The sequence below is a fragment of the Streptomyces kronopolitis genome, from assembly GCF_014646275.1.
In the GTDB taxonomy this organism is placed as follows: domain Bacteria; phylum Actinomycetota; class Actinomycetes; order Streptomycetales; family Streptomycetaceae; genus Streptomyces; species Streptomyces kronopolitis.
Map to the genome: position 1 here is coordinate 64,704 of NZ_BMND01000012.1, position 22,280 is coordinate 86,983.

The following is a 22,280-nucleotide window of genomic DNA, read 5'->3' on the forward strand; positions in this document are numbered from 1 at the left end:
GCCGCCCCTTCCCGGTCGGACAGCGGCAGCGCGCCTACCGCTGGGGGTGAATCACGGCCTTCACGGCTGTCGCGTCGCGGGTGGCGACGGCCAGTGCGTCCTCGGCCTCGGCAAGACCGTAACTGTGCGAGACCAGCGAGTCGAGCCGGACCGCGCCCGACTGCACCAGGGCGATGGCGGTGGGCCAGGTGTGGGCGTAGCGGAAGGTGCCGGTCACCTCCAGTTCGTGGTGCTGCACCCGGCTGACCGGCAGCGGTACCTCGTCGCCGCCCATGCCGATGAGCACCACCCGGCCGGCCCGGCCGACGGTGCGGATCGCCTCGCCGCTGACGGCGGGGACGCCGGAGCACTCCAGCAGGACGGAGGGGGTGAACTCCGCCTGGCTCAGCGGGATGTCGGAGACGTCGAGGACGGTGGCGCCGGTGGCCCGGGCGAGTGCGAGCCGGTGCGGGACGACATCGGTGACCAGCACCTCCCGCGCGCCGAAGGCCTGTGCCGTCTGGGCGGCGACCAGGCCGATCGGTCCCGCGCCGGTGATCAGTACGCGGTCGCCGGGGGCCACCCGGGCCTTGCGGCAGGCCCAGACGGCCACGGACAGCGGTTCCAGCAGGGCGGCTTCCTCGATGGTGAGGGAGTCGGGGACCTCGTGGGCGAAGTCCTGGTGCACGGCCAGGTATGCGCAGAAGGCGCCGTCGATCGGCGGGGTGGCGAGGAAGCGCATGTCGAGGCACAGGTTGTAGCGGCCCGCGCGGCACTCCGCGCAGCTGCCGCAGGGGGTGCCGGGCTCGATGGAGACGCGCCGGCCGATCCGTTCCGCCTCGACTCCCGGGCCGGCGGCGACCACGGTGCCGGCCGCCTCGTGCCCGAGGACGAGCGGTGCGCGGACGACGAAGTCGCCGATGCGTCCGTGCCGGTAGTAGTGCACGTCCGAGCCGCAGGTCCCGACCGCCTCGACGCGTACCAGTACCTCCCCGGGGCCGGGGGTGGGGACGGGGCGTTCCTCGATGCGCAGCTGCTCGGGCCCGTGCAGGACGGCGGCTCGCATGGTGGCGGGAATCGCGGAGGTGACGGTCATGGCGGGCTCACGGCTCCCTGGGGGTGTGGAGAGAGGAGGGGTGTCGCGGGGTCCGGTGCCGAGGCCGGCGGGCCGGCGCGGCGCTCCCGGTTTCCGCACGCTACCTCTTCTTTTTCTATCAGTGAACCCTTGACTTCGCACAAAATACGAGAAGACTTTGCGCGGACTTCCCCTGCACCGAGCGGTGAGGGCGCGCCCCTTCCCCCACCCGCGCCCACCTCGCCGCTCCCCCGCCCGACTCCCCCTCTGGAGAGCCCATGCGCAGCTCCGCCCACCTCCCGCCCGTACGGACCCCGGCCGCCGGCGCACCGCAGCCGGGCCGGCTCCGCTCGCTGCCCGCACGCATGGGCATACCCCCGGCCCTGACCTGGGGTTTCGTGGGAGTTCTGCTGTTCATGACCGGCGACGGCGTGGAGACCGGCTTCTTCTCGAAGTACCTGGCCGACCAGGGCATGGGCAAGGCCGACGCGGCGGTGGTCATCGCCGTCTACGGCGTCACCGTCGCCATCGGGGCCTGGCTCTCGGGCGCCCTGTCGGACCTGTGGGGGCCACGGCGGGTGATGACCGCCGGCTTCGCCATCTGGCTGGTCTTCCAGGTGCTCCTGCTGACCGTGGCGCTGCCGGCCATGAACTACCCGCTGCTGCTGCTCGTCTACGGGCTGCGCGGCTTCGGCTACCCCTTGTTCGCCTACGGGTTCCTGGTGTGGGTCACCGCGGCGACCGAGCCCCGGCGGATGGGAACCGCCGTCGGCTGGTACTGGTTCGCCTTCACCGGCGGGCTGCCGACCCTCGGCTCACTGGTGGCCAGCGCCACGATCCCCGCGATCGGCTCGTACCGCACCCTGTGGTGCGCGCTCGGGCTGGTGACGCTCGGCGGGCTGCTCGCCCTGCTGCTGGTGCGCGAACCCACCGGGCGCTCCCCGCTCGCCCCGCACGGCGAGCGTCCGCTGGCGACCCTGGCGGGCAGCGTCTCGATCATGCGGCGCCGGCCGCGGGTGGCCGTCGGCGCCGCGGTGCGCGTCTTCAGCACCGGCTCCCAGTTCGGCTTCCTGGTCTGCCTGCCGTTCTTCTTCACCGAGACGGTCGGGTTCAGCACCTCGGGCTGGCTGCGGCTGCTCAGCGTGATGTTCGCCGCGAACATCTTCGCCAACCTGTTCTTCGGCGCCGTCGGCGACCGGCTCGGCTGGCAGCGCACCATGACCTGGTTCGGCGCCGTGGCCTGCGCGGTCACCTGCCTCGGGCTGTACTACGTCCCCGTCGTGGCCGGTCCGCACTTCCTGCCCGCCGCGGTGGCCGCCGCCCTGTACGGCATCGCCCTCGCCGGCTACGTACCGATCTCCGCGCTGGTCCCGGCGCTGGCACCGCGCCACAAGGGCCAGGCCATGTCGGCCCTGAACCTGGGCGCCGGGGCCAGCACCTTCGCCGGACCGGCCATCGTCGCCCTCGCCCTCGGACCGGTCGGTGTCGCGGGCATCGTCTGGATCTTCGCCCTCCTCCACCTCGCCACCGCGGTCGCCATCCGGTTCCTGGAGCCCGACCCGGAGTTCACCGCACCGGCCGACGAACTCGCGGACGAGCCGCCGGCGGCACCGGCCGCCGTACCGGAGACCGGCGGGGCGGGCCTTTCGGCGGGTCGGCTCTGACCGTCGACGGCCGACGGCCCCGGCGCGGGCGAACCGGCCCCGCCGCGGCCGCCCCCGGGCATCCGCTCACGCCCGGCCCGACGCCTGCGCCGCGGCACGCTCCCGGGCGGCCGCGGCCCGCGCCGGGTCGCCGAACCGCTCCTCCAGACGGGCCTTGGCGGACCAGTTGTACGGGCAGAGCGGACGCAGCCGGCTCCGTTCGCTGAGCAGGGTCCGGGCCAACTCGGCACGGCCGGCGCACAGGGCGGCCTCGACCAGCGTCCGCTGGATCGCGTCCCGCTGGGCGTGGCTGCCGCCGAACTCGTGCAGCCGGTGGCGGACGGGCAGCAGCAGATCGACGGCCCGGGCGTGGTCCCGCCGCCCGTACGCGATCAGGGCGCGGCACACGGGCAGGCCGATCACGGCCGTCATGGCCCGGTTGTCGACAGCCGGCTCCCCCACGAGCCAGTCCTCCCGCTCCTGGACCAGGCGTTCGGCACGGGCGATCCGGCCCGCCCCCACATAGGCCATGACCGCATGGGCGTCGTTGAAGGCGTAGTAGGGGCCGTCGTCACGACTCTCCCAGGCGTCCGCGAGGCGGGCCCACCGTGCGCTCTGTTCGTCCTCGGCCAGATACAGGCGCCACAACAGGGCCGCGGCGTCGAGCAGTTCCATCGCCACCCCAGCCGAGGCCTCGTGGTGCAGGGCGGCGTCGTAGATCTCCAGCACCCGGGCGGTGTCGCCGGACTCCAGGCTGTAGAGGGCGTAGTGCCACCAGTTGTGGACGGTGAGCAGGCTGCCGCTCGCCCAGTCCTGTTGGCGGGCGTCGAGAAAGCGGATGCCGTCCGTGAAGCGTCCCCGCATCTCGTAGGTGTGCACCACGCCGTGGATGCCCCACACATCGCCCGGATGCCGGTCGAGGGCCGCCAGGCCGACCTCCTCGGCGTGCGCGTAGTGGCCGGACTCCTCCAGGCCGAACGCGTACATGCCCAGCAGCGGCCCGAGGTGCGGATCGTCCTGCGGCCAGGCGTCCAGTGCGCCGCCGATGCGGTCGCGCAGGCGCTGGGCGTCCCCGGTGAGGAAGTCGTGCTGGTGTCCGGCGAAGAGCGCCAGCGCATCGCGCGGGAAGGCGATGCCGATCTCGCCGAGGAGGCGGCCGGCGCCGCGCAGATCGCCGTCCAGCCATGCCGTCGCGGCGGCGAGGTGCATCCGCTCCCGGGGCGTGAGGTCCTCGGTGTCCAGACCGGAGCGGAAGCGGCCGAAGCCGCCCCGGGCCGCGACCGCGTCCTTCTCCTCGGTCCCCAACACGCCCAGATACGCCGCCAGCACCTGACCCATCACCGACCGCGGCGCGGCGTCCAGCACCGACCGTGCCGACTCCGCCACCCGGGGCCGGAAGAACAGCAGGTCGTCCAGGGCCTGTTCGTAAGGGGCCACGGCCTCGGCGCCGGTGTGGCTCATCGGGTGTCCGTGTCGGTCCGCTGTCATCCTGACTCCTGCGGGTGGGGTACGGGGGATCCATCCGGGGTGCCGGCCGGGTGCACCCCGTCGTATGTGCCGCTGGATCCCATCGTTACCCACTCGGAGGCGGGAAAGACGGAGCCACCGCACCGCTGACGTCTCCGGGGCCGGGACGTTCCGCGTCCCGGCGGAAACACCCGCTTCATCTGCGATGACCTCACGGGAAACACGACCTGCCTACTGTCCCGGCCATGAACTCAGGACCGGATGCGGTGACACTCCCCGACAGCAGCCGACAGCCTCCGGAGGCCGCGGCACCCGCCGACAGAGCCGTCAACGAAACCCTGGAGGACTACACCCTCCGGTTCGCGCCGCGCAGTTACCGCCGCTGGACACCGATGGTGGTGGCGACCACCGCGCTCGGCGGCATCGCGTACCTGGCCGACTTCTCGATCGGCGCCGGCATCGGGCTGACCCACGGCACCGCGAACGCGCTGACCTCGATCCTGGTCGCCGCCGTGGTCATCTTCGTCACCGGCTTCCCGCTCGCCTACTACGGAGCGCGCTACAACATCGATCTGGACCTGATCACCCGGGGCTCCGGCTTCGGCTATTACGGATCGGTCCTGACCAGCGTCATCTTCGCCAGCTTCACCTTCATCTTCTTCGCCCTCGAAGGCTCGATCATGGCGCAGGGCCTGAAGCTGGGCCTCGGCCTGCCGTTGTGGCTGGGGTACCTGGTCTCGACCTGCATGGTGATCCCGCTGGTCGTCTACGGCATGAAGGCGCTGAGCAAGCTTCAGGTCTGGACGACGCCCCTGTGGTTGCTGCTGATGGTCGGGCCGCTGCTGTATCTCGTCATCACCGACCCCGGCACCGTGCACACCTTCCTGTCGTATACGGGCTCCCGCGGCGGCAGCGGCATCAACGCCGCCTCGGTGCTGCTGGGTGCGGGCGTCTGCCTGTCCCTGATCGCGCAGATCGGCGAACAGGTCGACTATCTGCGCTTCATGCCGCCCAGGACGGAGCAGAACCGGCGCGCCTGGTGGACGGCGGTGGTGCTGGCGGGCCCCGGGTGGGTGGTGTTCGGCGCGCTCAAGCAGGCCATCGGGGTCTTCCTCGCCGTCTACCTGCTCGCCGCCGCGGGACCGGCCGCGGCCACCGAGCCGATCCACCAGTTCACCGGCGCCTTCGCGGCCATGATGCCCTCCTGGCTGGTCATCCCGCTGGCGGTGGTCCTGGTCGTGATCAGCCAGATCAAGATCAACGTGACCAACGCCTACTCGGGCTCGCTGGCCTGGACGAACTCGTTCACCCGGGTCACCAGGCGCTACCCGGGCCGCATGGTGTTCGTCCTCGCCAACCTGGCCTGTGCGCTGGTGCTGATGGAGGCGGACATGTTCCGCTTCCTCAACGCCGTCCTCGGGTTCTACTCCAACTGCGCCATCGCCTGGATCGTGACCGTCGCCACCGACATCATGGTCAACAAGTACCTGCTCAAACTCTCCCCGAAGGTCCCCGAGTTCCGCCGCGGCATGCTGCATGCGGTCAACCCCGTCGGCGTGGTGTCGTTCACCGCCGCTTCGGGCCTGTCGATCGCCCTGTACTTCCATGCGCTGGGAGACGCGCTCCAGCCGTACTCACCGGTCGCGGCCGCGCTGATCGCCTTCGTGCTGACCCCGCTGATGGCCGTGCTGACCAAGGGCCGCTTCTACCTGCGGCGCACCACGGACGGGATCGATGCCCCGCTGCTGGACGCGGACGGCAATCCCAGCGCGGTCACGTACACCTGCCATGTGTGCCGGCAGGAGTTCGAGCGCCCGGACGTCACCGCCTGCCAGCGCCATGACCAGGTCGTCTGCTCCCTGTGCCTGAGCACCGACCGGACCGGCACCCACATGCTGCCCGCGGCACCGGCCTGACGTCGACTCCCTCCGACGGCCCGCCCGTTGTGCGCCGTTGTCCGCCTGATCGTCAACACGGCCGGCCCTCTCACCTGAAGGTCTGCTCTTCGGGCGTGTCGTCCGTGGACCGGGAGCCGGCGGGGAACGACAGCCTTGTCAGGGCGGCGCACAGCCGTGGCGCCGGTGCCTCCAGGGGCCCGGCGCCAGGGGCCGCCTCTCCTCCACCAGTAGGGAGACGGATCGATGGCTCAGCGGATCAAGAACGTCCTCGTCACTGCGGGCGCCTGCGGCCTCGTCCTCGGCGGTGCCGGTCTGGCCACCGCCGACAGCGGCGCCGCGGGGACGGCGTCCGACTCACCGGGCATCGTGGCCGGCAACACCATCCAGATCCCCATCCATATCCCCGTCAACCTCTGCAACAACACCATCAGCGTCATCGGAGCGCTCAACCCCGCTTTCGGTACTCCCTGCTTCGGCGGCTGACGCCCGGCGGACAGGCGTCGGCCGGGGCCCTGGCCGGCCCCGGCACCGTGCCGTCCGAAGAGGACCTGGCCCCCGGTGACGTCACCGGGGGCCAGGTCATGACCGGCCGTCGCTGGGCCGGTCCGCCTCTATGCTGGGGGCGATGTTCGCACCCCAGGGCCCCACACTCCGTGAACTCGCCGTTCAGGCGCTGTCCTCCGTCGAGCGGGGATACGACCTGCTCGCCCCGAAGTTCGACCGCACCCCGTTCCGGACCCCGGACGCGGTGCTCGGCCCGGTCACCCGCGCGGTGCGCGCGCTCGGCCCGTTCGACAGCGGTCTCGACGTGTGCTGCGGTACCGGCGCCGGGATGGACGTACTCCGTCAGGTCTGCCGCGAGCGGGTCACCGGTGTCGACCGCAGTGCGGGCATGCTCGCCGCCGGCCGGGCCGCCGCGGGGACAGCGGCCACCGCGCCACGGGTCGAGTGGGTGCGCGCCGACGCCCTGGCCCTGCCCTTCGGGCCGGACTTCGACCTCGCGGTGAGCTTCGGCGCGTTCGGGCACTTCCTGCCCCGGGAGCGGCCGCAGCTGTTCACGCAGGTCCACTCCGTCCTGCGCCCGGGCGGCCGGTTCGTCTTCCCGATCGTGGCGCCCGCCCGGCCGGGGTCACGGGCCTACTGGTCGCTGCTGGCCTTCGACGCCGCGATGCGGGTCCGCAACGCCCTGTGGCACCCGAGCTTCGTCATGTACTACCGGACGTTCCGGCTCGCCGAGGTGCGCACGGAGCTGGCCCGGGCCGGGTTCGACGTCGAGCTGCAGGCGCTGCCGGAGCTGGGCCGGCGCCCCGACGGCAGCCCGCGCTGCCGCCTGGTGGTGGCCACCCGCACCCGGTGACCGCAGCATCCGAGCCCCGGCGGCCGGGCTCGTGGCGTCACCAGCGCACCGCGGTGAAGTCGACGGGCTGCGGCCGCAATTGCGCGGTACGGGCCGCCAGCCGGGTGAGGCGGCGGGCCATGTCGGCCGCGGGGAGGCGCTTGCGGTCACCGTGGCCGGGCAGCACCCACTCGAAGCGCAGCTCAGGGGCCGTCCGGGCCAGGGAGGCGGCCAGTTCCACGATCGAGTACCAGGTGACGGAGGCGGCGACTTCGAGGTCCCCGGTGGTGCGCGACCAGTAGAAGCTGTCCCCGCTGAAGCAGTACCGCTCATCGGCGAGGTAGAGCACGCTGCCGCGGGTATGGCCGGGGAGCGGGTACGCCGTGACGCCCGGGCCGATCTCGACCGGGTCGGTGCCCCGCAGGACGCGGTCCGCGTCCGGTGCCGCGTCGAGATCGCCCTCGTGGATCCACAGCCGGGCGCCGAACCGGTCGGCGTAGCGCCGGCCGTGGGCGGCGTGGTCCCGGTGGGTGAGCAGGACATCGGTGACCGGGCCCGACGCCTCGTACCGGGCGGCCAGTTGCTCGCTCCAGCGGGGGGTGTCGATCATCATCGTGGTGCCGGCGCCGCGGCGCAGCAGAAAGGCGTTGGCGCCTGCCGTCTGGCGGGAATTGTGGCCGCACAGCTGGACGGTGTCGTCCAAGGCGAGCGGAAAGGGGTCGAGGTCGGGGGTGAGGGGCCGCGCTCCGTGCCGGATCGAGCGGGTGTGGCAGGCGAAGGCGGCCGCCGCCAGTTGCCGGGCCTCCGCGTCGTTCCGCGGCTGCCGGGTCACTTCCGCGCGTCCGTTGCTCTCGATGATCACGTCGGGGGCGAGTTGCCGGGCGACATCGCAGTTGGTGCAGCGCGCGTCGACGTACCAGCCCTCGCCGGTCTCCTCGTCCGGTGCGGTGTCGGGTAACAGGTCGTTCGTCATGGGGGTCCTCCCGGTCGGTGGCAGGGGGTGGGCGCCCGAAGTGTGCCGTCTTCAGGAGTACCCCGCCGTGGGCGGAAAGGGGAAGACCGGGCGGATCTTGCGTTTTGGGGACGGAGCGCCTCTCTCGGCCGGGTGATCGGACCGTGGTGCGGGGCGCTGTACAGGGGTCGGCCCCACCGTCGTCGCACGGCGGGGCCGGGTCCCGGACGGTTCAGGCGGCCGCCCGGAGCGCGGCGGAGAGCCGGTGGAGGGTCGTCCGCATGGCGGCGCGATTGCGTGCGGCGCGCCGGGCCGCCGGAGTGCCGGTGAAGACCAGCCCGAGCAGCTCGGCGACCCGGCCGCGCGCTCCGCCGCGGCGGTGATCAACCCAGTATTCGGTGACCAGGGTCCCCTCCCCCGCCGGGGTCAGGCGGTAGCCCCAGCGCGCCACCGGCAGGCCGAAGGTCGTGACGTCGAAGGCGAACTCCCGCTCCGGGTCGGCGACGACGATCCGGCACGTGGTGAACCAGACCCAGCAGGCCTTGCGGTTGAAGCCGACGAAGCGCGCGCCGCGCGACCACACCCCGATGACCTCCGGGCTCCACTCCGGCATCCGCCGGACGTCCGCCAGGGCCGCGTAGACGGTCCGCGGCGGGAGGGGGATCTCCAGGGACTGCTGCACGCTCCACTCGCGGGGGCTCACCGCAGGCCTCCCGGCGCCGCGGCGGTGGAGGTGCCGGCGGTGACGACCGCGGCGGCATCGCGGACCAGCCCGGCGAGGGCCTTGGTATCGGCGAGGCCGGTGAGGTGTCCGCACCGGGGCAGCAGGAGCAGCCGGCCGTCGCGGCAGGCCGCGAGGAACTGCCGCTCGTCGCGGCGGAAATGGTCGCGCTCGCCGTTGACCAGCCAGACCGGGCCCGGATACACGGCGAGCGACGCGAGGGTGTCCGTCTCGCACACGGCGGTGAGGACGCTCGACGCGTTCCGGGAGCTGAGGCCCCCGGCGACCAGGGCCTCGCCCGCCGGTCCGGGGAGTGCGCGACGGAAGGCGAAGGCGCTCAGCCGGTCGGCCCCTTGGGGGTGCCTCGCCGCCAGCCGGCTCGCTCCCCGGTAGGCGGCGGCGAACAGCCCGCTCGGCCGGGTGGAACAGCCCATCGCGACCAAGCCGCGGACCCGTTCCGGGTGCGCCCCGGCGGTCGCCGTGGCGACGAACCCGCCCAGGGACAGCCCCACCAGCAGCGCCCGGCCGCCCAGTTGGTCGATCGCGTCGGCGACCGCCGCCACGTCGCCGGCCATGCTGAACGGTTCGCCGCTCCGGCTGCCGTGCCCGGGCAGGTCGGGTGCGGCGGTGGGATGGTCCGGTCCGATGGCGTGGATCACGGGTCGCCACATCGTGCCGCTCACACGCAGACCGTGCACGAAGACGATGGGCAGCCCGGCTTCAGAGGACTCCATGGCCGGCACGCTACAGGACAATGCAACGCAACGTTGCGTTGTTTTTGATGCTAGCGTCTACCTCATGAGCGAGGAGCGGCAGGGAAATACGCGGCGGAGCAGCGGCCCACGGAAGGCGGAGGAGATCTTCGACGCCGCCCTGGAACTGCTCGCGGAGAAGGGCTACGAGGGCCTGACCATCGAGGGCGTCGCCCAGCGTTCCGGCGTCAACAAGACGACGATCTACCGCTGGTGGCCGTCCAAGGGGGCACTGCTGGGCGCCGCGCTCCTCGGCGCCCGCCGACTCGACCTCGCACCGCCCGACACCGGCAGCCTCCAAGGGGACCTGGAGGCCCTGCTGCACATGATCACCACGCTCCTCACCACACCCCCGTCCTCCGGCATCGCGGTCTCCGTCCTGGGCGCCGCCACGCACAGCACCGAACTCGCCGCCCACGTACAGGAGTTCTTCGCCGACCGGCTGGCCCGCGAACAGCCCGTCTTCACCCGGGCCGTGGCGCGCGGCGAACTCCCGGCGGACACAGACCCGATGCTCCTGGTGGACCTGCTGGCCGGGGCCGCTTGGGTTCGCGTGGTACTCCGCCGACTCCCGTTGGACGAGGACTTCGTGCCGCGCACCGTGCGCACCGTCCTGGAAGGAGCGCGCGGCACCGGCTGAACGGGCGTTCCGCACGGTGAGGAACGCCGCCGTCGCCCCCCTGATGGCGTGACGTCGACCGCGCCCGTCGCCACCCCTAACCGGCTTCCGATGCGGCAGGCCCGAAGTCGTACACCGCCCAGTCGGCGATCGGGCGGTATCCGAGGCGCCGGTAGAGGGCGTTGCTGGTGGGGTTGGCCGGGTCCGCGTACAGCACGACCTCCGTGGCGCCGGCGGCCAGCGCGGCCCGGCTGACCTCGACCGTCACGGCGCCCGCGTAGCCGCGGCCCCGGAGGTGGGCCGGGGTGTAGACGGGATCCACCCGGATCATGCCGCCGACCAGCGACGTCGAGCCCGCCATGGAGACCGGAGTACCGTCCGGGGTCTCCCAGAAGGTGAAGTGCTTGTCGGCGAAGCGGGTGCCGGCCCAGGAGTCGGCGTCCACGGTGACGACTTCCCCGACGTCCGTGGTGAACTCGCGGACCCAGCGCATGAGGTGCTCACGGTCCCGCTCGCCCACGAGTCGGCCCCGGCCCTCCGGGTGGGGCGCGGGCGGGGCGAGGGCGGCGAGGCGGTAGAGGCGGAGTCGGGCGCGCAGAGTGGGGGTGGCGCCGGTGCGCCGTCGCCAGGCCTCGGCGAAAGCGGTGGCGGTGCCGTGGTCCGCGCTGACATGGGGAAAGGCGTAGCCGAGGGCGGCCAGCTGGGCGGCGAGGGCGTCGGCCTGCTCGGGGGTGAGGCGGGTGAGACTCAGGCCGCGGAGGAGGTGGAAGGTGGCGTGCACCTCGCCCGCTCGCTCCAGCCGGCCGAGGACGGGGGCCCGCCCATACGCGTCCGCTCCGTGGGTGAGCAGCCTTTCGAGCACGGTCAGCGGTGTGGTGTGCAGGGCGGGGCGCGAGCGCAGGAAGTCTCCGGCTCGGGCGTGGTAGTCGTCGATGTCTTCGGTGAGGTGCCAGTCGTCCGGGCGCATGGTGCATGATCCCCGAACGGCGCGACACCGGGGAAGTCATCTCCCGGACCAAGACGGGCTCGAAACGTCCCACCGAGGCGCCACCGGAGGCCCATCGCACCCCACCCACACAACCTGACGTTACCTCCGGTACGCCTCTATAAAGCATCTGTTCGATCATCAACTACAACTTTGCCAATTATTGGTGTAGTTGACGCAGATTTCACTCCAGGCTCGGAGACAACAGCGACGAACTCCCCCTATGTACGGGCTCGTCGCTTCCACAAGGCTGGGCGAGAGGCAAACAGCAAGATGACGTACAACAGAGTGACCCGTCGCGGAGGCCGGCTGATGGCGCTGACCGCGGTGTCACTGGGGCTGGTCGCGGCGATGGCCGGGCCGGCCGCCGCGGATGACGGTCCCTCCCGGGAGCAGCTCAAGGCGGACTGCGCTTCCGGTGCGGGCAAGTGCAGCTTCAACGAGCCGGTGCTCGGCAAGGCGTTTCTCGGAGACTTCCGCCAGGTCTCCAACTCGCTCTACAACTGCAGCACCTCGGATGCCACGCAGTCGATGGGCTGGTCGGACACCGTCGGCTCCACGGACTCCGCCGGTGTGTCCGTCACGGCCGGCGGAAACATCGCCGGTCTGATCGACCTGAGCGTCACCGCGACCTACAACCACACCTGGTCGAGCTCGCACACCGAGAACAGCTCCCTGAACATGACGGTCAAGCCGGGCGAGGTGGGCTGGATATCCCGCGCACAGGTGATGCAGACCGTCTCCGGCACCTGGCAGACGCACTACGACGACCCCAAGTGGGGCCACTACTACTGGTTCGTGCCGGACAAGGTCACCGGCCCGGCGGCCAACGGGACGGACGGTCGCAGCAACGCCGTGACCGTCAAGACCCGCAAGATGACGGCCGCGGAGAAGAAGTCCTGCTCGTCGGGTGCGAGGAACGGGCTCGCGTTCGTGGTGAAGCACTGACCACGAGGCAGGCAAGCGGCTGACCGGACGCGCGGCGTCGCACGTCCGGCAGGGGCGGCGCGATCGCCCATCGGCCGCGGTGCCTCCCGACTCCCCCGTGGGCCGGGAGGCACCTCCGACCGGGACGAGCCGCCGCTGACCGCTCCCCCACCCGGTCAGCGGTGCCCGTCCGGATCCTCGTGGTCGGGTGCGGTGTGCAGGTCGGCGTCGGAGAGCGGCTCCAGTTCGCCGTGGGTGTCCAGCCAGTACAGCAGGACCACGGCCGGGCAGACGAGCAGCACGGCCACGAGGGTGACCACGCCGAGCCAGCGCAGACTGCTGGCACCCGCGGCGGCGTCGGCCACGGTCAGCGAGGTGGGGATGAGGTACGGGCGCTGGGCGGCACCCCAGGCGAGGACGGCCGCCGCGACCACGCCGACGGCGGTGACCCGGGACCAGGCGCCGGACCGCAGCAGCAGGAGCAGGCCGGTGGCGAGGGAGCAGACTCCGGCCAGGATGACGAGGCCGAGGCCGACGCCGTGGGTGAGTCCGTGCCAGACGTGCGGGGCGTCGGTCCGGGTGACGGTCAGCATGATCGCCGCGAGGACGGCGAGCGCGACCAGACTGCCCAGGGCCCGCCACCGGAAGTAGCCGACCAGGTCGGGGGCCTCGAAGCGGACGGCGTCGCGCGCCAGGAAGACCGCGCCGAGGAAGGCGGTCGAGACGATGGCGATCAGCCCGAAGAGGACGGACGTCGGGTTGGCCCAGGCGTGGGCCGAGGCCTCCGTGCCGGGAACCGCCCGGCCGGAGGCGATCCCGCCGACCGCCGCGCCGAAGAAGAACGGGGTGAGCAGCGAGGAGACGGCGAAGACGGCGCCGTAGAGGCGTCGCCCGGCGAGTCGGCGCAGGGGCTTGCGCAGGGCGAAGCCGGCGCCGCGGAGCACCAGACCGATGGCGGCCAGGGCCAGCGGCAGCCACATCGCGGAGAACACCGTCTGGAAGAAGACCGGGAAGCCGGTCCACATGAGGACGAGGACGAAGACGAGCCAGACGTTGTTGACCTCCCATACGGGGGCCATGGCGTGGTCGATCAGCCAGCGGGGGCGCCGGCCGCGCGCGGCGCCGCCGGCGGTCAGGTCCCAGAACCCGGCACCGTAATCGGTGCCGCCGGCGCAAGCGTAGGCGGCGACGGCGAGCAGCAGCACCACGGCGAGGACCGCGGGCATCATCGCCGCCCGCCCCCGCCCGGCCCTGATCCGGTGTCACCGGGCGGCGCCGGACCGTCGGGTGGCGGCACGTCATCGGTGCCCGCGGGGCCGGCGGGTACGCGGGAACGGGGCCCGTAGGGGGTGTCGGTCTCCGGCTCCCTGCCTCGGTCCGCCGCCTGCCCGTCGGCGAGCCGCCAGCCCGCGCGCATCTTGAGCAGCACGGTGAGCAGCGACCCGAAGATGAACAGATACACCACGACCACCAGGCCCAGCATGATCCACAGGCTGACGGGCCGGGTCGCCGTCACCGCCTCGCCGGTCCGCATGTGCCCGTAGACGATCCAGGGCTGGCGCCCCACTTCGGCAGTGATCCATCCGCATTCGACGGTGACCACGGAGGCGACGCCCGCGCAGGCCGCGCCGCGGAAGAACCACGGGGAGGCGGGCAGCCGGTGCCGCCGCAGCCGGCACCAGCCGTACCAGAGCGCGAGCAGGATCAGCAGAGAGCCGATGACGACCATCAGGTCGAAGGCCCAGTGGGCGATGGTCGCCTGGGTGGCCGTCGGCCGGTCGCTCGCCGGAACGGAGGACAGTCCGGTCACCTTGGTGTCGGTGGTGAACCCCGCCAGGATGGAGTCGAATTGGGGGATCTTGATACCGCCGGAGACACTGCCGTCCGGGTGCAGCCGGCCGAAGATGTACTCCGGTACGCGGGTGTCGGTCCGCCAGACGATCTCCGTCGCGGCGAACTTCACCGGCTGCTTGTGGAAGACCGACCGGGCGAGGGAGTCCCCCAGCAGGAACTGCACGGGCGTGAACACCGCGGCGAGGGTGAAGGGGACCGTGAAGCCGAGCCGGTGGTAGCGGTCGCGGCGGCCGCGCAGCCACCCCACCGCGTAGACGCCGGCGACGGTGTATCCCGCGGTGATCAGCATCGCCACCACGAAGTGCCAGAACTGCGGCCCGAACATCGGGGTGAAGATCGCCGCCCAGACCTGGACGTTCACGGGCTTGCCCTGGGCGTCGAGGGTGAATCCCTGGGGAGTGTTCATCCACGAGTTGGCCGCCAGGATGCCGAACGCGCCGAGCAGGGCGGCGGCCGGCAGCGGCAGCCCGAGCAGGAAGTGGGTGCGGGGTTTCAGCCGCCGCCAGCCGTAGAGGTAGATGGCGATCAGTACTGCTTCGAGGAAGAAGGCCCAGGCCTCGACCCCGAATCCGATGCCGAAGACGCCGCCCCACTTGCCCATCAGCCCCGGCCAGAGCAGCCCGAACTCGAAGGACAGCACGGTGCCGGTGACCACACCGACGGCGAACTGCACGGCCATGACCGCCGACCAGCGCCGGGCGAGCAGCAGGGCGACGGGGTCGTTGCGGCGCAGACCGCGGCGGTGCATCACCAGCGTGATCAGCGGCAGCGCCACTCCGAACGGCACCAGGATGATGTGGCAGGCCAGGGTGAAGGCCATCAGCTCCCTGGCCGGGAGCAGTTGAGCCGGAGCGTCCGCCAGCAGTGGGACCATGGTGTGTGCGTGCCTCCGTGCCGTTGCTGCCCGGGACGCCGGGTAGCACGGGCCACGCACCTCGGGGCCATTGCCTTGCGACGGCGACTACGGCGAATCGGCCGGTCGCGCCCGGCTCGTCACAGCATCACCGCCGGGCACGGGAGCGCACGTACCGAGGGCCCGCGTTGCGCCGTTGGGCCGAGCATCTTCCCCCGGGCGGCGGAGCCGGGCTCCCGGAGGGCGGGTGGTCCGGTGCGTGTGCGGTGGTTGTGCGGTCGTTGTGCGGTGCCCGGCCCATGGGCGCTCGGCCCGGTGGGGGCGCGCCTCAGAGGGAGACCGCCGCGTAGTTCTCCGTGTAGCTCTCGCCCTCGGCTCCGTAGTAGGTGCAGGTGCGGGCGTGGAGATCGACGTCGTACCAGAGCACACCGGCCTGCCAGCACCCCCGGACGAACTCGGGGAACTCGGTCTCGCCTGCCTGGTCGGCACGCAGCGCGGCGATCAGCGCGGCACGGTCGAACGGCGGGGCCTCGACCGGGCCGGTGCACAGCGGCTCCTCCTGGACCACGACGGGTCCGGAGGCGGTGAGGTAGAGCATGGCGTTCGACGGGACGGCCATCCGGCAGCGGCTGATGCCGGCCTGGCGCAGCACTTCGGCGAGGTAGGGGAAGCCGCCGACCTTCGGCCGTACGGCGGCCGCCCGCTCCAGGGCCGTCCGCAGGGTGGTCAGGGCAGCGCTCATGGTGATCTCCGCAGGTTCAGGGGGCGTGTGCGCGGGGGGTGAGGACCCGCCTCTCATGACAACAGATTTACATTCTGGCACCATGTTGTCAAGTGAGCCACTCGACGAGGCGAACCCGCTGGTTGCGGGCGCCCTCGCGCCACCGCCGCACGCACAACGGCCCGGGGGCGGCAATCCCTGACTGCCGCCCCCGGACCACCGGTGGAACCGCCGAACTCTGTCGCGCCTCAGCCCGTCACGGCGCTACGCCGTCTCGTGCGCATGGGTTCCGTTGATCTTCTCGATCGCCTGCCGGGCCTGCTCCTGGGGCGAGCGGGTGGGCAGGGGCGAGACCGTCGTGGAGGTCATGGCGGGCTGGGCCCGCTCCTGGGCGACCGTCTTGGCATGGTTGGGCTGGGCGGCCGGCGGACGTATCCGCAGCCGCTGGCTGGCGGCCTCGTCCAGGGTTACCGGGCGCTTCCACCGGGCCGCGAGCCGGGCGGCGTCCTGACCGAGCGCGGCGACGTCCTCCCACTGCAGGCGAACCACCAAGGAGAGCTCGGCGTCTCCGTCCGGCAGGGCCTGGATCGGCGGGATACCGGGGTGAGTCATGGTGTCCTCCTCGCATCGTGGATCAGCGCCTGTGGGGCACGGACACCGAAAGATACGGAGGCACACCCGGCACCGTTCAATACCTGTCACGAGAAGGCAAAAGCGGGAGAGGACTCCCCCGCGTCAAGTATTCGTACTCCGGTGACCGTTCAGCGGCCTGACCAGCCGTTGCCGGCCGGCGGTCGGCCCCGACGAGTCGACCGCCGGGCCCCTGAGTGGGCTACCGGGTCCTGATCAGCCGGACGGTCACTGCCCCCTCGGCGCCGACGGCCCAGAGGGCCCCGACGGCACATAGTGGTTGATCAGATTCGCGTCGCCCCGGGGCTGCGTGCGGTGCGACTCGGGGTGATCGAGCCGCGAGCCGCCACCCCATAACGTCCTCTTCAACAGGTATGCCAGGCGCGCCACTTGCTGCTTCATCAAAGCCTCTTTCTTGATCATCTCGATCCGCCGGCATGCCTCATCCCGCGGACCGCGGCCGAGTCTGTTCGGGTTCCCGTAGATGACCTTGGACAAACGGGAGCGCGCGGAACTCGTCATCGCGGTGGAGGAGAGGTGGGCCGGGGCGGAGGGGGTGGATCGGAGTGGCGCTGCCCCGCACGGGTGCGTCGTGCGGTCCGCACTGGCGTACGCGGGCGCGTCGGACGGCCCGCACCGAGGACGTCCGCGCACGCTGGGATCACTTCGGCCCCGACGAGAGAGACCCTCCGTGACGCAGTTGCCTCCGCCCTCCTCACCCCAGCCCACCGGCCACCACACCCCCGACCCCGACTCCCCTGTCCCTGACGCCTCCGGACCCGCACACCTCCGCCGGGGGCTGCGGCCCCGCCATGTCCAGATGATCGCCATCGGCGGGACGATCGGGGTCGGGCTGTTCCTCGGCTCCGCCGCGGCGATCCACGAGGCCGGGCCAGGGCTGCTGCTCAGCTACGCGGTCGCCGGAGTGGCCATCTTCTTCGTGATGCGCGCCCTGGGTGAGCTGCTGGTGTACCGGCCGGTGACCGGTTCGTTCGCGACCTACGCTGAGGAGTTCATCGGCGACTGGGCCGGGTTCGCCACCGGCTGGAGCTACTGGCTGATGTGGGTGGTCACCGGCACCGCGGAGCTGACCGCGGCCGGGATCTACGTCCGCTACTGGTGGCCCGGGGTACCCCAGTGGCTGCCCGGACTGATCGCCCTGGCGGTCCTCGGGCTGGCCAATCTGCTGGCGGTCCGGCTGTTCGGGGAGTTCGAGTTCTGGTTCGCGCTCATCAAGGTGCTGACCATCGTCGTACTGCTGCTCATGGCGGCGGCCGTCCTCCTCTTCGGCTTCGGCCCGCTGGGGAAGACCGCCGCGCTCAGCAACCTGTGGACGCACGGCGGCTTCTTCCCGCACGGCATCGCAGGCCCGCTGCTCGCGATGCAGGTGGTCGTGTTCGCCTTCGTCGGGGTCGAGCTGCTCGGGGTGACCGCCGGGGAGAGCAAGGACCCGGAGAAGACGCTGCCCAGCGCCGTGCGCCGGGTGATCTGGCGGATCGCGCTGTTCTACCTCGGCGCCCTCACCGCGGTCATGGCACTGGTCCCGTGGAACCAACTGGACCCGGACGTGAGCCCGTTCGTCCTCGTCTTCGCGAAAGTCGGGATTCCCGCGGCGGCCGGAGTGGTGAACATGGTGGTGCTCACCGCGGCGCTGTCCTCCTGCAACAGCGGGGTGTTCTCCACCGGCCGGATGCTGCTGACCCTCTCCCGGGACCGGCATGCGCCGGCCGTCTTCGGCAAGGTCAGCCGGCAGGGCGTACCCGCCGCGGGCATCGTCGCGTCCATGACCGTCATGCTGCTGGGGGTGGCCGCGAACTACTTCGTGCCGAAGGAGGCGTTCGTCTACGTCACCAGTGTCGCGACCATCGCCGCGGTCTTCACCTGGGGCATCATCGTCTGGGCGCACCTGCGCTACCGGGCCGCGGTCCGCGCCGGACGGCTGCGGCAGGTCGCCTTCCGGATGCCGCTGGCCCCCGTGTCGAACTACTGCGTCCTCGCTTTCCTCGCCCTCGTTCTGGTGCTGCTCGGCTTCGACTCCGAGAGCAGGATCGCGCTGTACGTGGCTCCGGTCTGGGCGGCGATCCTGCTGATCGGCTTCCGCTTCTCCCGCCACGACTGACACGACGGCACGAGCCCGGCCGACGGCCGGCAGAACACACACCCGGCCACGACGAACAACCCACCTCCACCGAGCCACTTGGGCACCATCCGTTGCCCCATGCCCCCGGAGCCTCTACGTTGAGCGCGCCTGCATTCGGCTTCGACCCGCCGCCCGTGCGGCGGGACCCGGGAGGAACCCCCATGCGCACCCACACCTCCAGACGCAGTCCCCTACGCGGCGCGGTGTCCGTCGGCATCCTCGCGCTGGCAGTGACCGCCGGCACGGTCACGGGAGCCGCCGGCGCCACCGCCCGTAGCACCACCCCGGCAGTACCCCCGCACGGACAACGCACCCAGCAGGTCGAGTACTTCACCGGAGGATCCTCCGCACACCCCCGCCATACCGGGGTCCCCGTCGCCGAGCCCCTCTCCCCCTCCGAGCGGACCGCGATCGCCGCCGACGGCGACGTCACCCCGATCGTGCAGAACGGCCCGGTCGGCAGCAAGCTCGACGTCGTCTTCATCGGCGACGGCTACACCGCGGCCCAGCAGGAGGACTTCCACGCGGACGTCCGCACCAAGTGGGCCAAGATGAGCGCCGTCGAGCCCTACGCCTCGTACACCGGCCTGTTCAACGTCTGGGCCGTTGACGCCGTCTCCCAAGACTCGGGTGTCTCCGGGGACCCGACGCAGGACGTGGTGCGGGACACCGCCCTGAACTCGGCCTTCTTCTGCGACGGCACCGAGCGGCTGCTGTGCGTGGACACCAACAAGGTCGAGTCGTACGCCGCCAAGGCTCCGGCCGCCGACCTCGTCGTCGTACTCTCGAACTCCACCAAATACGGCGGCGCGGGCTACAACGACATCTCCTCGCAGGTCGGCTACGACGGCATAGCCACCGCCTCCTCCGACAACGACCGGTCCGACCAGATCGCGGTGCACGAGACGGGTCACTCACTCGGCAAGCTCGCCGACGAGTACGACGAAGGCGAGTCCGGGACGTACTCGGGCCCCGAGCCCGCCCAGGCCAATCTCAGCACCCTGTCCGCCGACCAGATGACCGCCCAGCAACAGAAGTGGTACCGCTGGATGGGCCAGGAGTCACCGGACGGCGGCACGGTCGGCGCGTTCGAAGGCGGCGGCTACTACCCGCACGGGCTCAACCGCCCCACCGAAAACTCGATCATGCGGTCGCTCGGCCGACAGTTCAACCTGCCCGGCCGCGAGGCGATGATCGCCGGCTTCTACCGCTGCGCCAGCGTGCTGAGCAGCCCGACAACCACCGACCGAGCAGTGCCTCGTGGCGCCCCCATCCGCATCACCGTGCCCGCCTCCGCACGCGTCAGGTGGTACGTCGACGGCCACGAACGCCGAGCCGCCCGCGGCCGACACACCATCACCCCCCGAGCCCTCGGCGTACCCGCCGACAGCCGCACCCACCACATCACCGCCCGAGCCACCGACCACACACACGCGGTCCGCGACCCCGCGATACGCAAACTGATGTCCCGCTCGTTGACCTGGCGGGTTGGCTCCTCCTACTAGGGCGTGTCCGCAAAGTGGTTTGTGCTGTTGGTAAGTCGTGGTGCGTCGTCATGAGTTGACCGATGAGTCGTGGGCTGTCGTGGAGCCGTTGCTGCCTCGATCGCGGATGGGGCGGCCGGTCCGTGACCGGCGGCAGGTGATGAACGGGATCCTGTGGAAGCTGTCGACCGGGGCGGCTTGGCGAGATCTCCCGGAGCGGTACGGGCCGTGGAAGACGGTGTACGAACGGTTCCGCCGCTGGTCGGCGGACGGCACGTGGGACAGGATCCTGGCCCACGTCCAGCAGCACTCCGATGCGGTCGGCCAGGTCGACTGGTCCCTCGTCTGTGTCGATTCCACGACGGTGCGCGCCCATCAGCATGCGGCCGGGGCCCGAAAAGGGGGCCCTGGGCGGGTGAGGCGCTCGGCCGGTCCCGCGGCGGACTGACCACAAAGATCCACCTTGCCTGCGACGGACAGGACCGGCCTCTGGCCTTCACCCTGACCGGCGGCAACACCAACGACTGCGCCCAGTTCGAACCCGTCATGGATGGGATCCGTGTGGCCCGGCCGGGCCCGGGAAGGCCCCGGACCCGGCCCGACCGGGTAGCCGCCGACAAGGGGTACTCGTCCCGGAAGATCCGCGCCTACCTGCGTAAACGCGGGATCGCCTGCACGATCCCTGAACGCATCGACCAGATCAACGGCCGACTCAGACGCGGCGAAAGCCTGTGCCGCCTCGACCGCACGATCTACCGGCGTCGCAACGTCATCGAACGCTGCTTCGGCCGCCTCACACAACACCGGGCCCTCGCCACCCGCTACGACAAACGAGCCACCCACTACCAGGCCATGGTCACCCTCGCCTGCCTACAACTCTGGCTCCCATGACTTTGCGGACACCGCCTGGGATTTGTCCGGGCGATCATGTTCGGAGCCAGACGGTGAGGGCTGCGGCGGTGGCGGTCCCGAGGTGGACGTAGCGGGTGCTTGTCATAGCGGGTGGCCACGGCCCGGTGTTGCTTGAGTCGGTTGAGGGCCCGTTCGATGGTGCTGTGTTTCTTGTACCGCTCCTCGTCGAAGCCGGGGGGCCGTCCGCCGCGTGAACGACTGCGTAGGCGGGCGGCCTGGCTGCCGGTCTTCTCCGGAATCGTGTGCCGGATGCCGCGGCGCCGCAGGCACTCACGACGTGGCCCGTTGCTGTATGCCTCCGGCGGCGGGTCGGTACGGGCGCCGGCCGCGTCGGAGCTTACGCAGGTCGAGATCCATGCCATCGAGGTATCAATTGCCGGGAAGAGGTATTGGACGCCACAGGTGGCCCGCGCCGAGACTCAAAACATGATCGTCATCATGACTCCCACCGGCCAGATCGGCAGCCGGCTCCTGGACATCCTGCTCCACGAGGCCCCCACTCGCGATGAAGAGCTGCGCGTCATCATGCGCGACCCCGGAAAACTCCCCGCCGCGGCCCGCGCTCGCGTCGACGTGGTCACCGGCTCCCACGGCGACGCAGCGGTCGTCGACCGGGCTTTCACCGGCGCGGACGCCGTCTTCTGGCTCGTCCCGTCAAACCCGCGGGCACCGAGCCTGGACGCTGTGTACTCCGGGTTCACTCGTGCCGCCGCAGAGGCGTTCAAGACCCACGGCGTGGGACACGTCGTCGGCGTCTCGGCGCTCGGCCGCGGTACCCCCCTCGCCGACCGCGCCGGGCATGTCACAGCGTCGCTGGCCATGGACGACCTCATCGCGAGTACAGGCGTGGCCTATCGGGCGCTCGCGAACCCGACCTTCATGGACAACCTGCTACGACAGGTGGCGCCGATCCGCGACCACGGCGTGTTCACCGACACCGTCACCGCTGACCGCAAAGCACCGATGGCCGCGACCCGGGACATCGCCGCGGCCGCTGCCGGCCTGCTACTCGACCGCACGTGGACGGGGACGGGCGAGGTCCCGGTACTGGGCCCCGAGGACCTTTCGGCGAACGACATGGCGCGCACCATCTCCGACGTGCTCGGCCGCCCGGTCCGCTACGAGCGGCAGTCGCTCGACGACTTCCGCACCGCACTCACCGGACGCGGAATCGGGAACGCGATCGTCGAAGGTTACGTGGACATGATGCGCGCCAAGGACGAGGGCCTCGACGACGACGTACAGCGCACCCCAAGGACTGCGAGCCCGACAACCTTCCGCGAATGGTGTGAAGAGGTCCTGAAGCCGGCGGTCCTGGCCTGAGCACCTAGG

General features: G+C 71.4%; 20 protein-coding genes. 10 read left to right on the top strand and 10 right to left on the bottom strand.

Features of this window, described 5'->3' with window-relative positions; translation table 11 throughout:
- Window positions 1-34: 34 nt before the first annotated feature.
- On the bottom strand, window positions 35-1,075 hold the full coding sequence (locus IEY78_RS15525; protein WP_189098596.1) for an NAD(P)-dependent alcohol dehydrogenase: 1,041 nt from the start codon (window positions 1,073-1,075) through the stop codon (window positions 35-37).
- Window positions 1,076-1,332: 257 nt separating this feature from the next.
- On the opposite strand from IEY78_RS15525, the gene IEY78_RS15530 reads away from it, so the two are divergent.
- The gene (locus tag IEY78_RS15530) at window positions 1,333-2,718 is read left to right on the top strand and encodes an MFS transporter (RefSeq protein ID WP_189098598.1); all 1,386 of its coding nucleotides are present in this window, start codon (window positions 1,333-1,335) and stop codon (window positions 2,716-2,718) included.
- Between the two features lie 66 nt (window positions 2,719-2,784).
- Here the strand turns inward: IEY78_RS15530 and IEY78_RS15535 are convergent, their stop codons facing one another.
- The gene (locus IEY78_RS15535) at window positions 2,785-4,185 is read right to left on the bottom strand and encodes a tetratricopeptide repeat protein (RefSeq protein ID WP_189098599.1); all 1,401 of its coding nucleotides are present in this window, start codon (window positions 4,183-4,185) and stop codon (window positions 2,785-2,787) included.
- A gap of 224 nt (window positions 4,186-4,409) precedes the next feature.
- Between IEY78_RS15535 and IEY78_RS15540 the strand changes: the two genes are divergently transcribed.
- The 3 genes from IEY78_RS15540 to IEY78_RS15550 all read left to right on the top strand — a co-directional run bounded on the left by IEY78_RS15540 (window position 4,410) and on the right by IEY78_RS15550 (window position 7,419).
- A complete protein-coding gene (locus tag IEY78_RS15540; protein WP_229699969.1) occupies window positions 4,410-6,080 on the top strand; it encodes a purine-cytosine permease family protein in 1,671 nt (556 codons plus the stop codon).
- A 225-nt stretch (window positions 6,081-6,305) separates the two neighbouring features.
- Window positions 6,306-6,545 (top strand): chaplin, encoded by a 240-nt coding sequence (locus IEY78_RS15545; protein WP_189098600.1) that lies wholly within the window; start codon window positions 6,306-6,308, stop codon window positions 6,543-6,545.
- 142 nt (window positions 6,546-6,687) lie between these two features.
- On the top strand, window positions 6,688-7,419 hold the full coding sequence (locus IEY78_RS15550; RefSeq protein ID WP_189098601.1) for a class I SAM-dependent methyltransferase: 732 nt from the start codon (window positions 6,688-6,690) through the stop codon (window positions 7,417-7,419).
- 37 nt (window positions 7,420-7,456) lie between these two features.
- Here the strand turns inward: IEY78_RS15550 and IEY78_RS15555 are convergent, their stop codons facing one another.
- The 3 genes from IEY78_RS15555 to IEY78_RS15565 form a co-directional block, all read right to left on the bottom strand.
- Window positions 7,457-8,371 carry an MBL fold metallo-hydrolase gene (locus IEY78_RS15555; RefSeq protein ID WP_189098602.1) on the bottom strand — a complete coding sequence of 305 codons (915 nt, stop codon included), beginning with the start codon at window positions 8,369-8,371 and terminating at the stop codon, window positions 7,457-7,459.
- Between the two features lie 211 nt (window positions 8,372-8,582).
- Window positions 8,583-9,053, bottom strand: coding sequence for an SRPBCC family protein (locus tag IEY78_RS15560; protein WP_189098603.1), 471 nt, complete (start codon window positions 9,051-9,053; stop codon window positions 8,583-8,585).
- Window positions 9,050-9,805: an alpha/beta fold hydrolase gene (locus IEY78_RS15565; RefSeq protein ID WP_229699970.1), complete on the bottom strand. Its 756-nt coding sequence runs from the start codon at window positions 9,803-9,805 to the stop codon at window positions 9,050-9,052. Before IEY78_RS15565 ends, IEY78_RS15560 begins: the two co-directional genes overlap by 4 nt.
- 64 nt (window positions 9,806-9,869) lie before the next feature.
- On the opposite strand from IEY78_RS15565, the gene IEY78_RS15570 reads away from it, so the two are divergent.
- Window positions 9,870-10,463, top strand: coding sequence for a TetR/AcrR family transcriptional regulator (locus IEY78_RS15570; RefSeq protein WP_189098604.1), 594 nt, complete (start codon window positions 9,870-9,872; stop codon window positions 10,461-10,463).
- 76 nt (window positions 10,464-10,539) lie between these two features.
- Here IEY78_RS15570 and IEY78_RS15575 read toward each other — a convergent pair whose 3' ends face one another.
- The gene (locus IEY78_RS15575) at window positions 10,540-11,409 is read right to left on the bottom strand and encodes a GNAT family N-acetyltransferase (protein ID WP_189098606.1); all 870 of its coding nucleotides are present in this window, start codon (window positions 11,407-11,409) and stop codon (window positions 10,540-10,542) included.
- 291 nt (window positions 11,410-11,700) lie between these two features.
- Here IEY78_RS15575 and IEY78_RS15580 point away from each other — a divergent pair, with 291 nt between their 5' ends.
- Window positions 11,701-12,375 (top strand): hypothetical protein, encoded by a 675-nt coding sequence (locus IEY78_RS15580; RefSeq protein ID WP_189098608.1) that lies wholly within the window; start codon window positions 11,701-11,703, stop codon window positions 12,373-12,375.
- A 155-nt stretch (window positions 12,376-12,530) separates the two neighbouring features.
- Here the strand turns inward: IEY78_RS15580 and IEY78_RS15585 are convergent, their stop codons facing one another.
- The 4 genes from IEY78_RS15585 to IEY78_RS15600 all read right to left on the bottom strand — a co-directional run bounded on the left by IEY78_RS15585 (window position 12,531) and on the right by IEY78_RS15600 (window position 16,394).
- On the bottom strand, window positions 12,531-13,583 hold the full coding sequence (locus tag IEY78_RS15585; RefSeq protein WP_189098610.1) for a cytochrome d ubiquinol oxidase subunit II: 1,053 nt from the start codon (window positions 13,581-13,583) through the stop codon (window positions 12,531-12,533).
- Window positions 13,580-15,082 carry a cytochrome ubiquinol oxidase subunit I gene (locus tag IEY78_RS15590; RefSeq protein ID WP_189098612.1) on the bottom strand — a complete coding sequence of 501 codons (1,503 nt, stop codon included), beginning with the start codon at window positions 15,080-15,082 and terminating at the stop codon, window positions 13,580-13,582. Before IEY78_RS15590 ends, IEY78_RS15585 begins: the two co-directional genes overlap by 4 nt.
- Window positions 15,083-15,389: 307 nt before the next feature.
- On the bottom strand, window positions 15,390-15,803 hold the full coding sequence (locus IEY78_RS15595; protein ID WP_189098614.1) for a DUF1398 family protein: 414 nt from the start codon (window positions 15,801-15,803) through the stop codon (window positions 15,390-15,392).
- Window positions 15,804-16,046: 243 nt separating this feature from the next.
- Entirely contained in the window at window positions 16,047-16,394 is a 348-nt protein-coding gene (locus IEY78_RS15600) for a hypothetical protein (protein WP_189098616.1), read from the bottom strand.
- A 709-nt stretch (window positions 16,395-17,103) separates the two neighbouring features.
- On the opposite strand from IEY78_RS15600, the gene IEY78_RS15605 reads away from it, so the two are divergent.
- The 4 genes from IEY78_RS15605 to IEY78_RS15625 all read left to right on the top strand — a co-directional run bounded on the left by IEY78_RS15605 (window position 17,104) and on the right by IEY78_RS15625 (window position 22,271).
- Window positions 17,104-18,531, top strand: a complete 1,428-nt coding sequence (locus tag IEY78_RS15605; protein WP_229699971.1) for an amino acid permease — start codon at window positions 17,104-17,106, stop codon at window positions 18,529-18,531.
- A gap of 182 nt (window positions 18,532-18,713) precedes the next feature.
- Complete coding sequence (locus tag IEY78_RS15610) at window positions 18,714-20,057, top strand: M64 family metallopeptidase (protein WP_189098620.1); 1,344 nt, start codon at window positions 18,714-18,716, stop codon at window positions 20,055-20,057.
- Between the two features lie 40 nt (window positions 20,058-20,097).
- Window positions 20,098-20,927 (top strand): IS5 family transposase gene (locus IEY78_RS15615; protein ID WP_373294162.1). Its coding sequence is split into 2 segments (ribosomal slippage): window positions 20,098-20,437 and window positions 20,437-20,927, totalling 831 coding nucleotides; the frame shifts between segments, so codons are not numbered across the junction.
- 447 nt (window positions 20,928-21,374) lie between these two features.
- Window positions 21,375-22,271: an NAD(P)H-binding protein gene (locus IEY78_RS15625; RefSeq protein ID WP_189098813.1), complete on the top strand. Its 897-nt coding sequence runs from the start codon at window positions 21,375-21,377 to the stop codon at window positions 22,269-22,271.
- The last annotated feature ends 9 nt before the right edge of the window (window positions 22,272-22,280 follow it).

Bases quoted from the DNA above. Each gene is read 5' to 3' on its own strand.
- IEY78_RS15575 (WP_189098606.1), bottom strand. From the start codon at position 11,409: ATGCGCCCGGACGACTGGCACCTCACCGAAGACATCGACGACTACCAC.
- IEY78_RS15590 (WP_189098612.1), bottom strand. From the start codon at position 15,082: ATGGTCCCACTGCTGGCGGACGCTCCGGCTCAACTGCTCCCGGCCAGG.
- IEY78_RS15550 (WP_189098601.1), top strand. From the start codon at position 6,688: ATGTTCGCACCCCAGGGCCCCACACTCCGTGAACTCGCCGTTCAGGCG.
- IEY78_RS15565 (WP_229699970.1), bottom strand. From the start codon at position 9,805: ATGGAGTCCTCTGAAGCCGGGCTGCCCATCGTCTTCGTGCACGGTCTG.
- IEY78_RS15610 (WP_189098620.1), top strand. From the start codon at position 18,714: ATGCGCACCCACACCTCCAGACGCAGTCCCCTACGCGGCGCGGTGTCC.
- IEY78_RS15595 (WP_189098614.1), bottom strand. From the start codon at position 15,803: ATGAGCGCTGCCCTGACCACCCTGCGGACGGCCCTGGAGCGGGCGGCC.
- IEY78_RS15540 (WP_229699969.1), top strand. From the start codon at position 4,410: ATGAACTCAGGACCGGATGCGGTGACACTCCCCGACAGCAGCCGACAG.
- IEY78_RS15535 (WP_189098599.1), bottom strand. From the start codon at position 4,185: ATGACAGCGGACCGACACGGACACCCGATGAGCCACACCGGCGCCGAG.
- IEY78_RS15580 (WP_189098608.1), top strand. From the start codon at position 11,701: ATGACGTACAACAGAGTGACCCGTCGCGGAGGCCGGCTGATGGCGCTG.
- IEY78_RS15525 (WP_189098596.1), bottom strand. From the start codon at position 1,075: ATGACCGTCACCTCCGCGATTCCCGCCACCATGCGAGCCGCCGTCCTG.
- IEY78_RS15570 (WP_189098604.1), top strand. From the start codon at position 9,870: ATGAGCGAGGAGCGGCAGGGAAATACGCGGCGGAGCAGCGGCCCACGG.
- IEY78_RS15600 (WP_189098616.1), bottom strand. From the start codon at position 16,394: ATGACTCACCCCGGTATCCCGCCGATCCAGGCCCTGCCGGACGGAGAC.
- IEY78_RS15545 (WP_189098600.1), top strand. From the start codon at position 6,306: ATGGCTCAGCGGATCAAGAACGTCCTCGTCACTGCGGGCGCCTGCGGC.
- IEY78_RS15530 (WP_189098598.1), top strand. From the start codon at position 1,333: ATGCGCAGCTCCGCCCACCTCCCGCCCGTACGGACCCCGGCCGCCGGC.
- IEY78_RS15625 (WP_189098813.1), top strand. From the start codon at position 21,375: ATGATCGTCATCATGACTCCCACCGGCCAGATCGGCAGCCGGCTCCTG.
- IEY78_RS15585 (WP_189098610.1), bottom strand. From the start codon at position 13,583: ATGATGCCCGCGGTCCTCGCCGTGGTGCTGCTGCTCGCCGTCGCCGCC.
- IEY78_RS15555 (WP_189098602.1), bottom strand. From the start codon at position 8,371: ATGACGAACGACCTGTTACCCGACACCGCACCGGACGAGGAGACCGGC.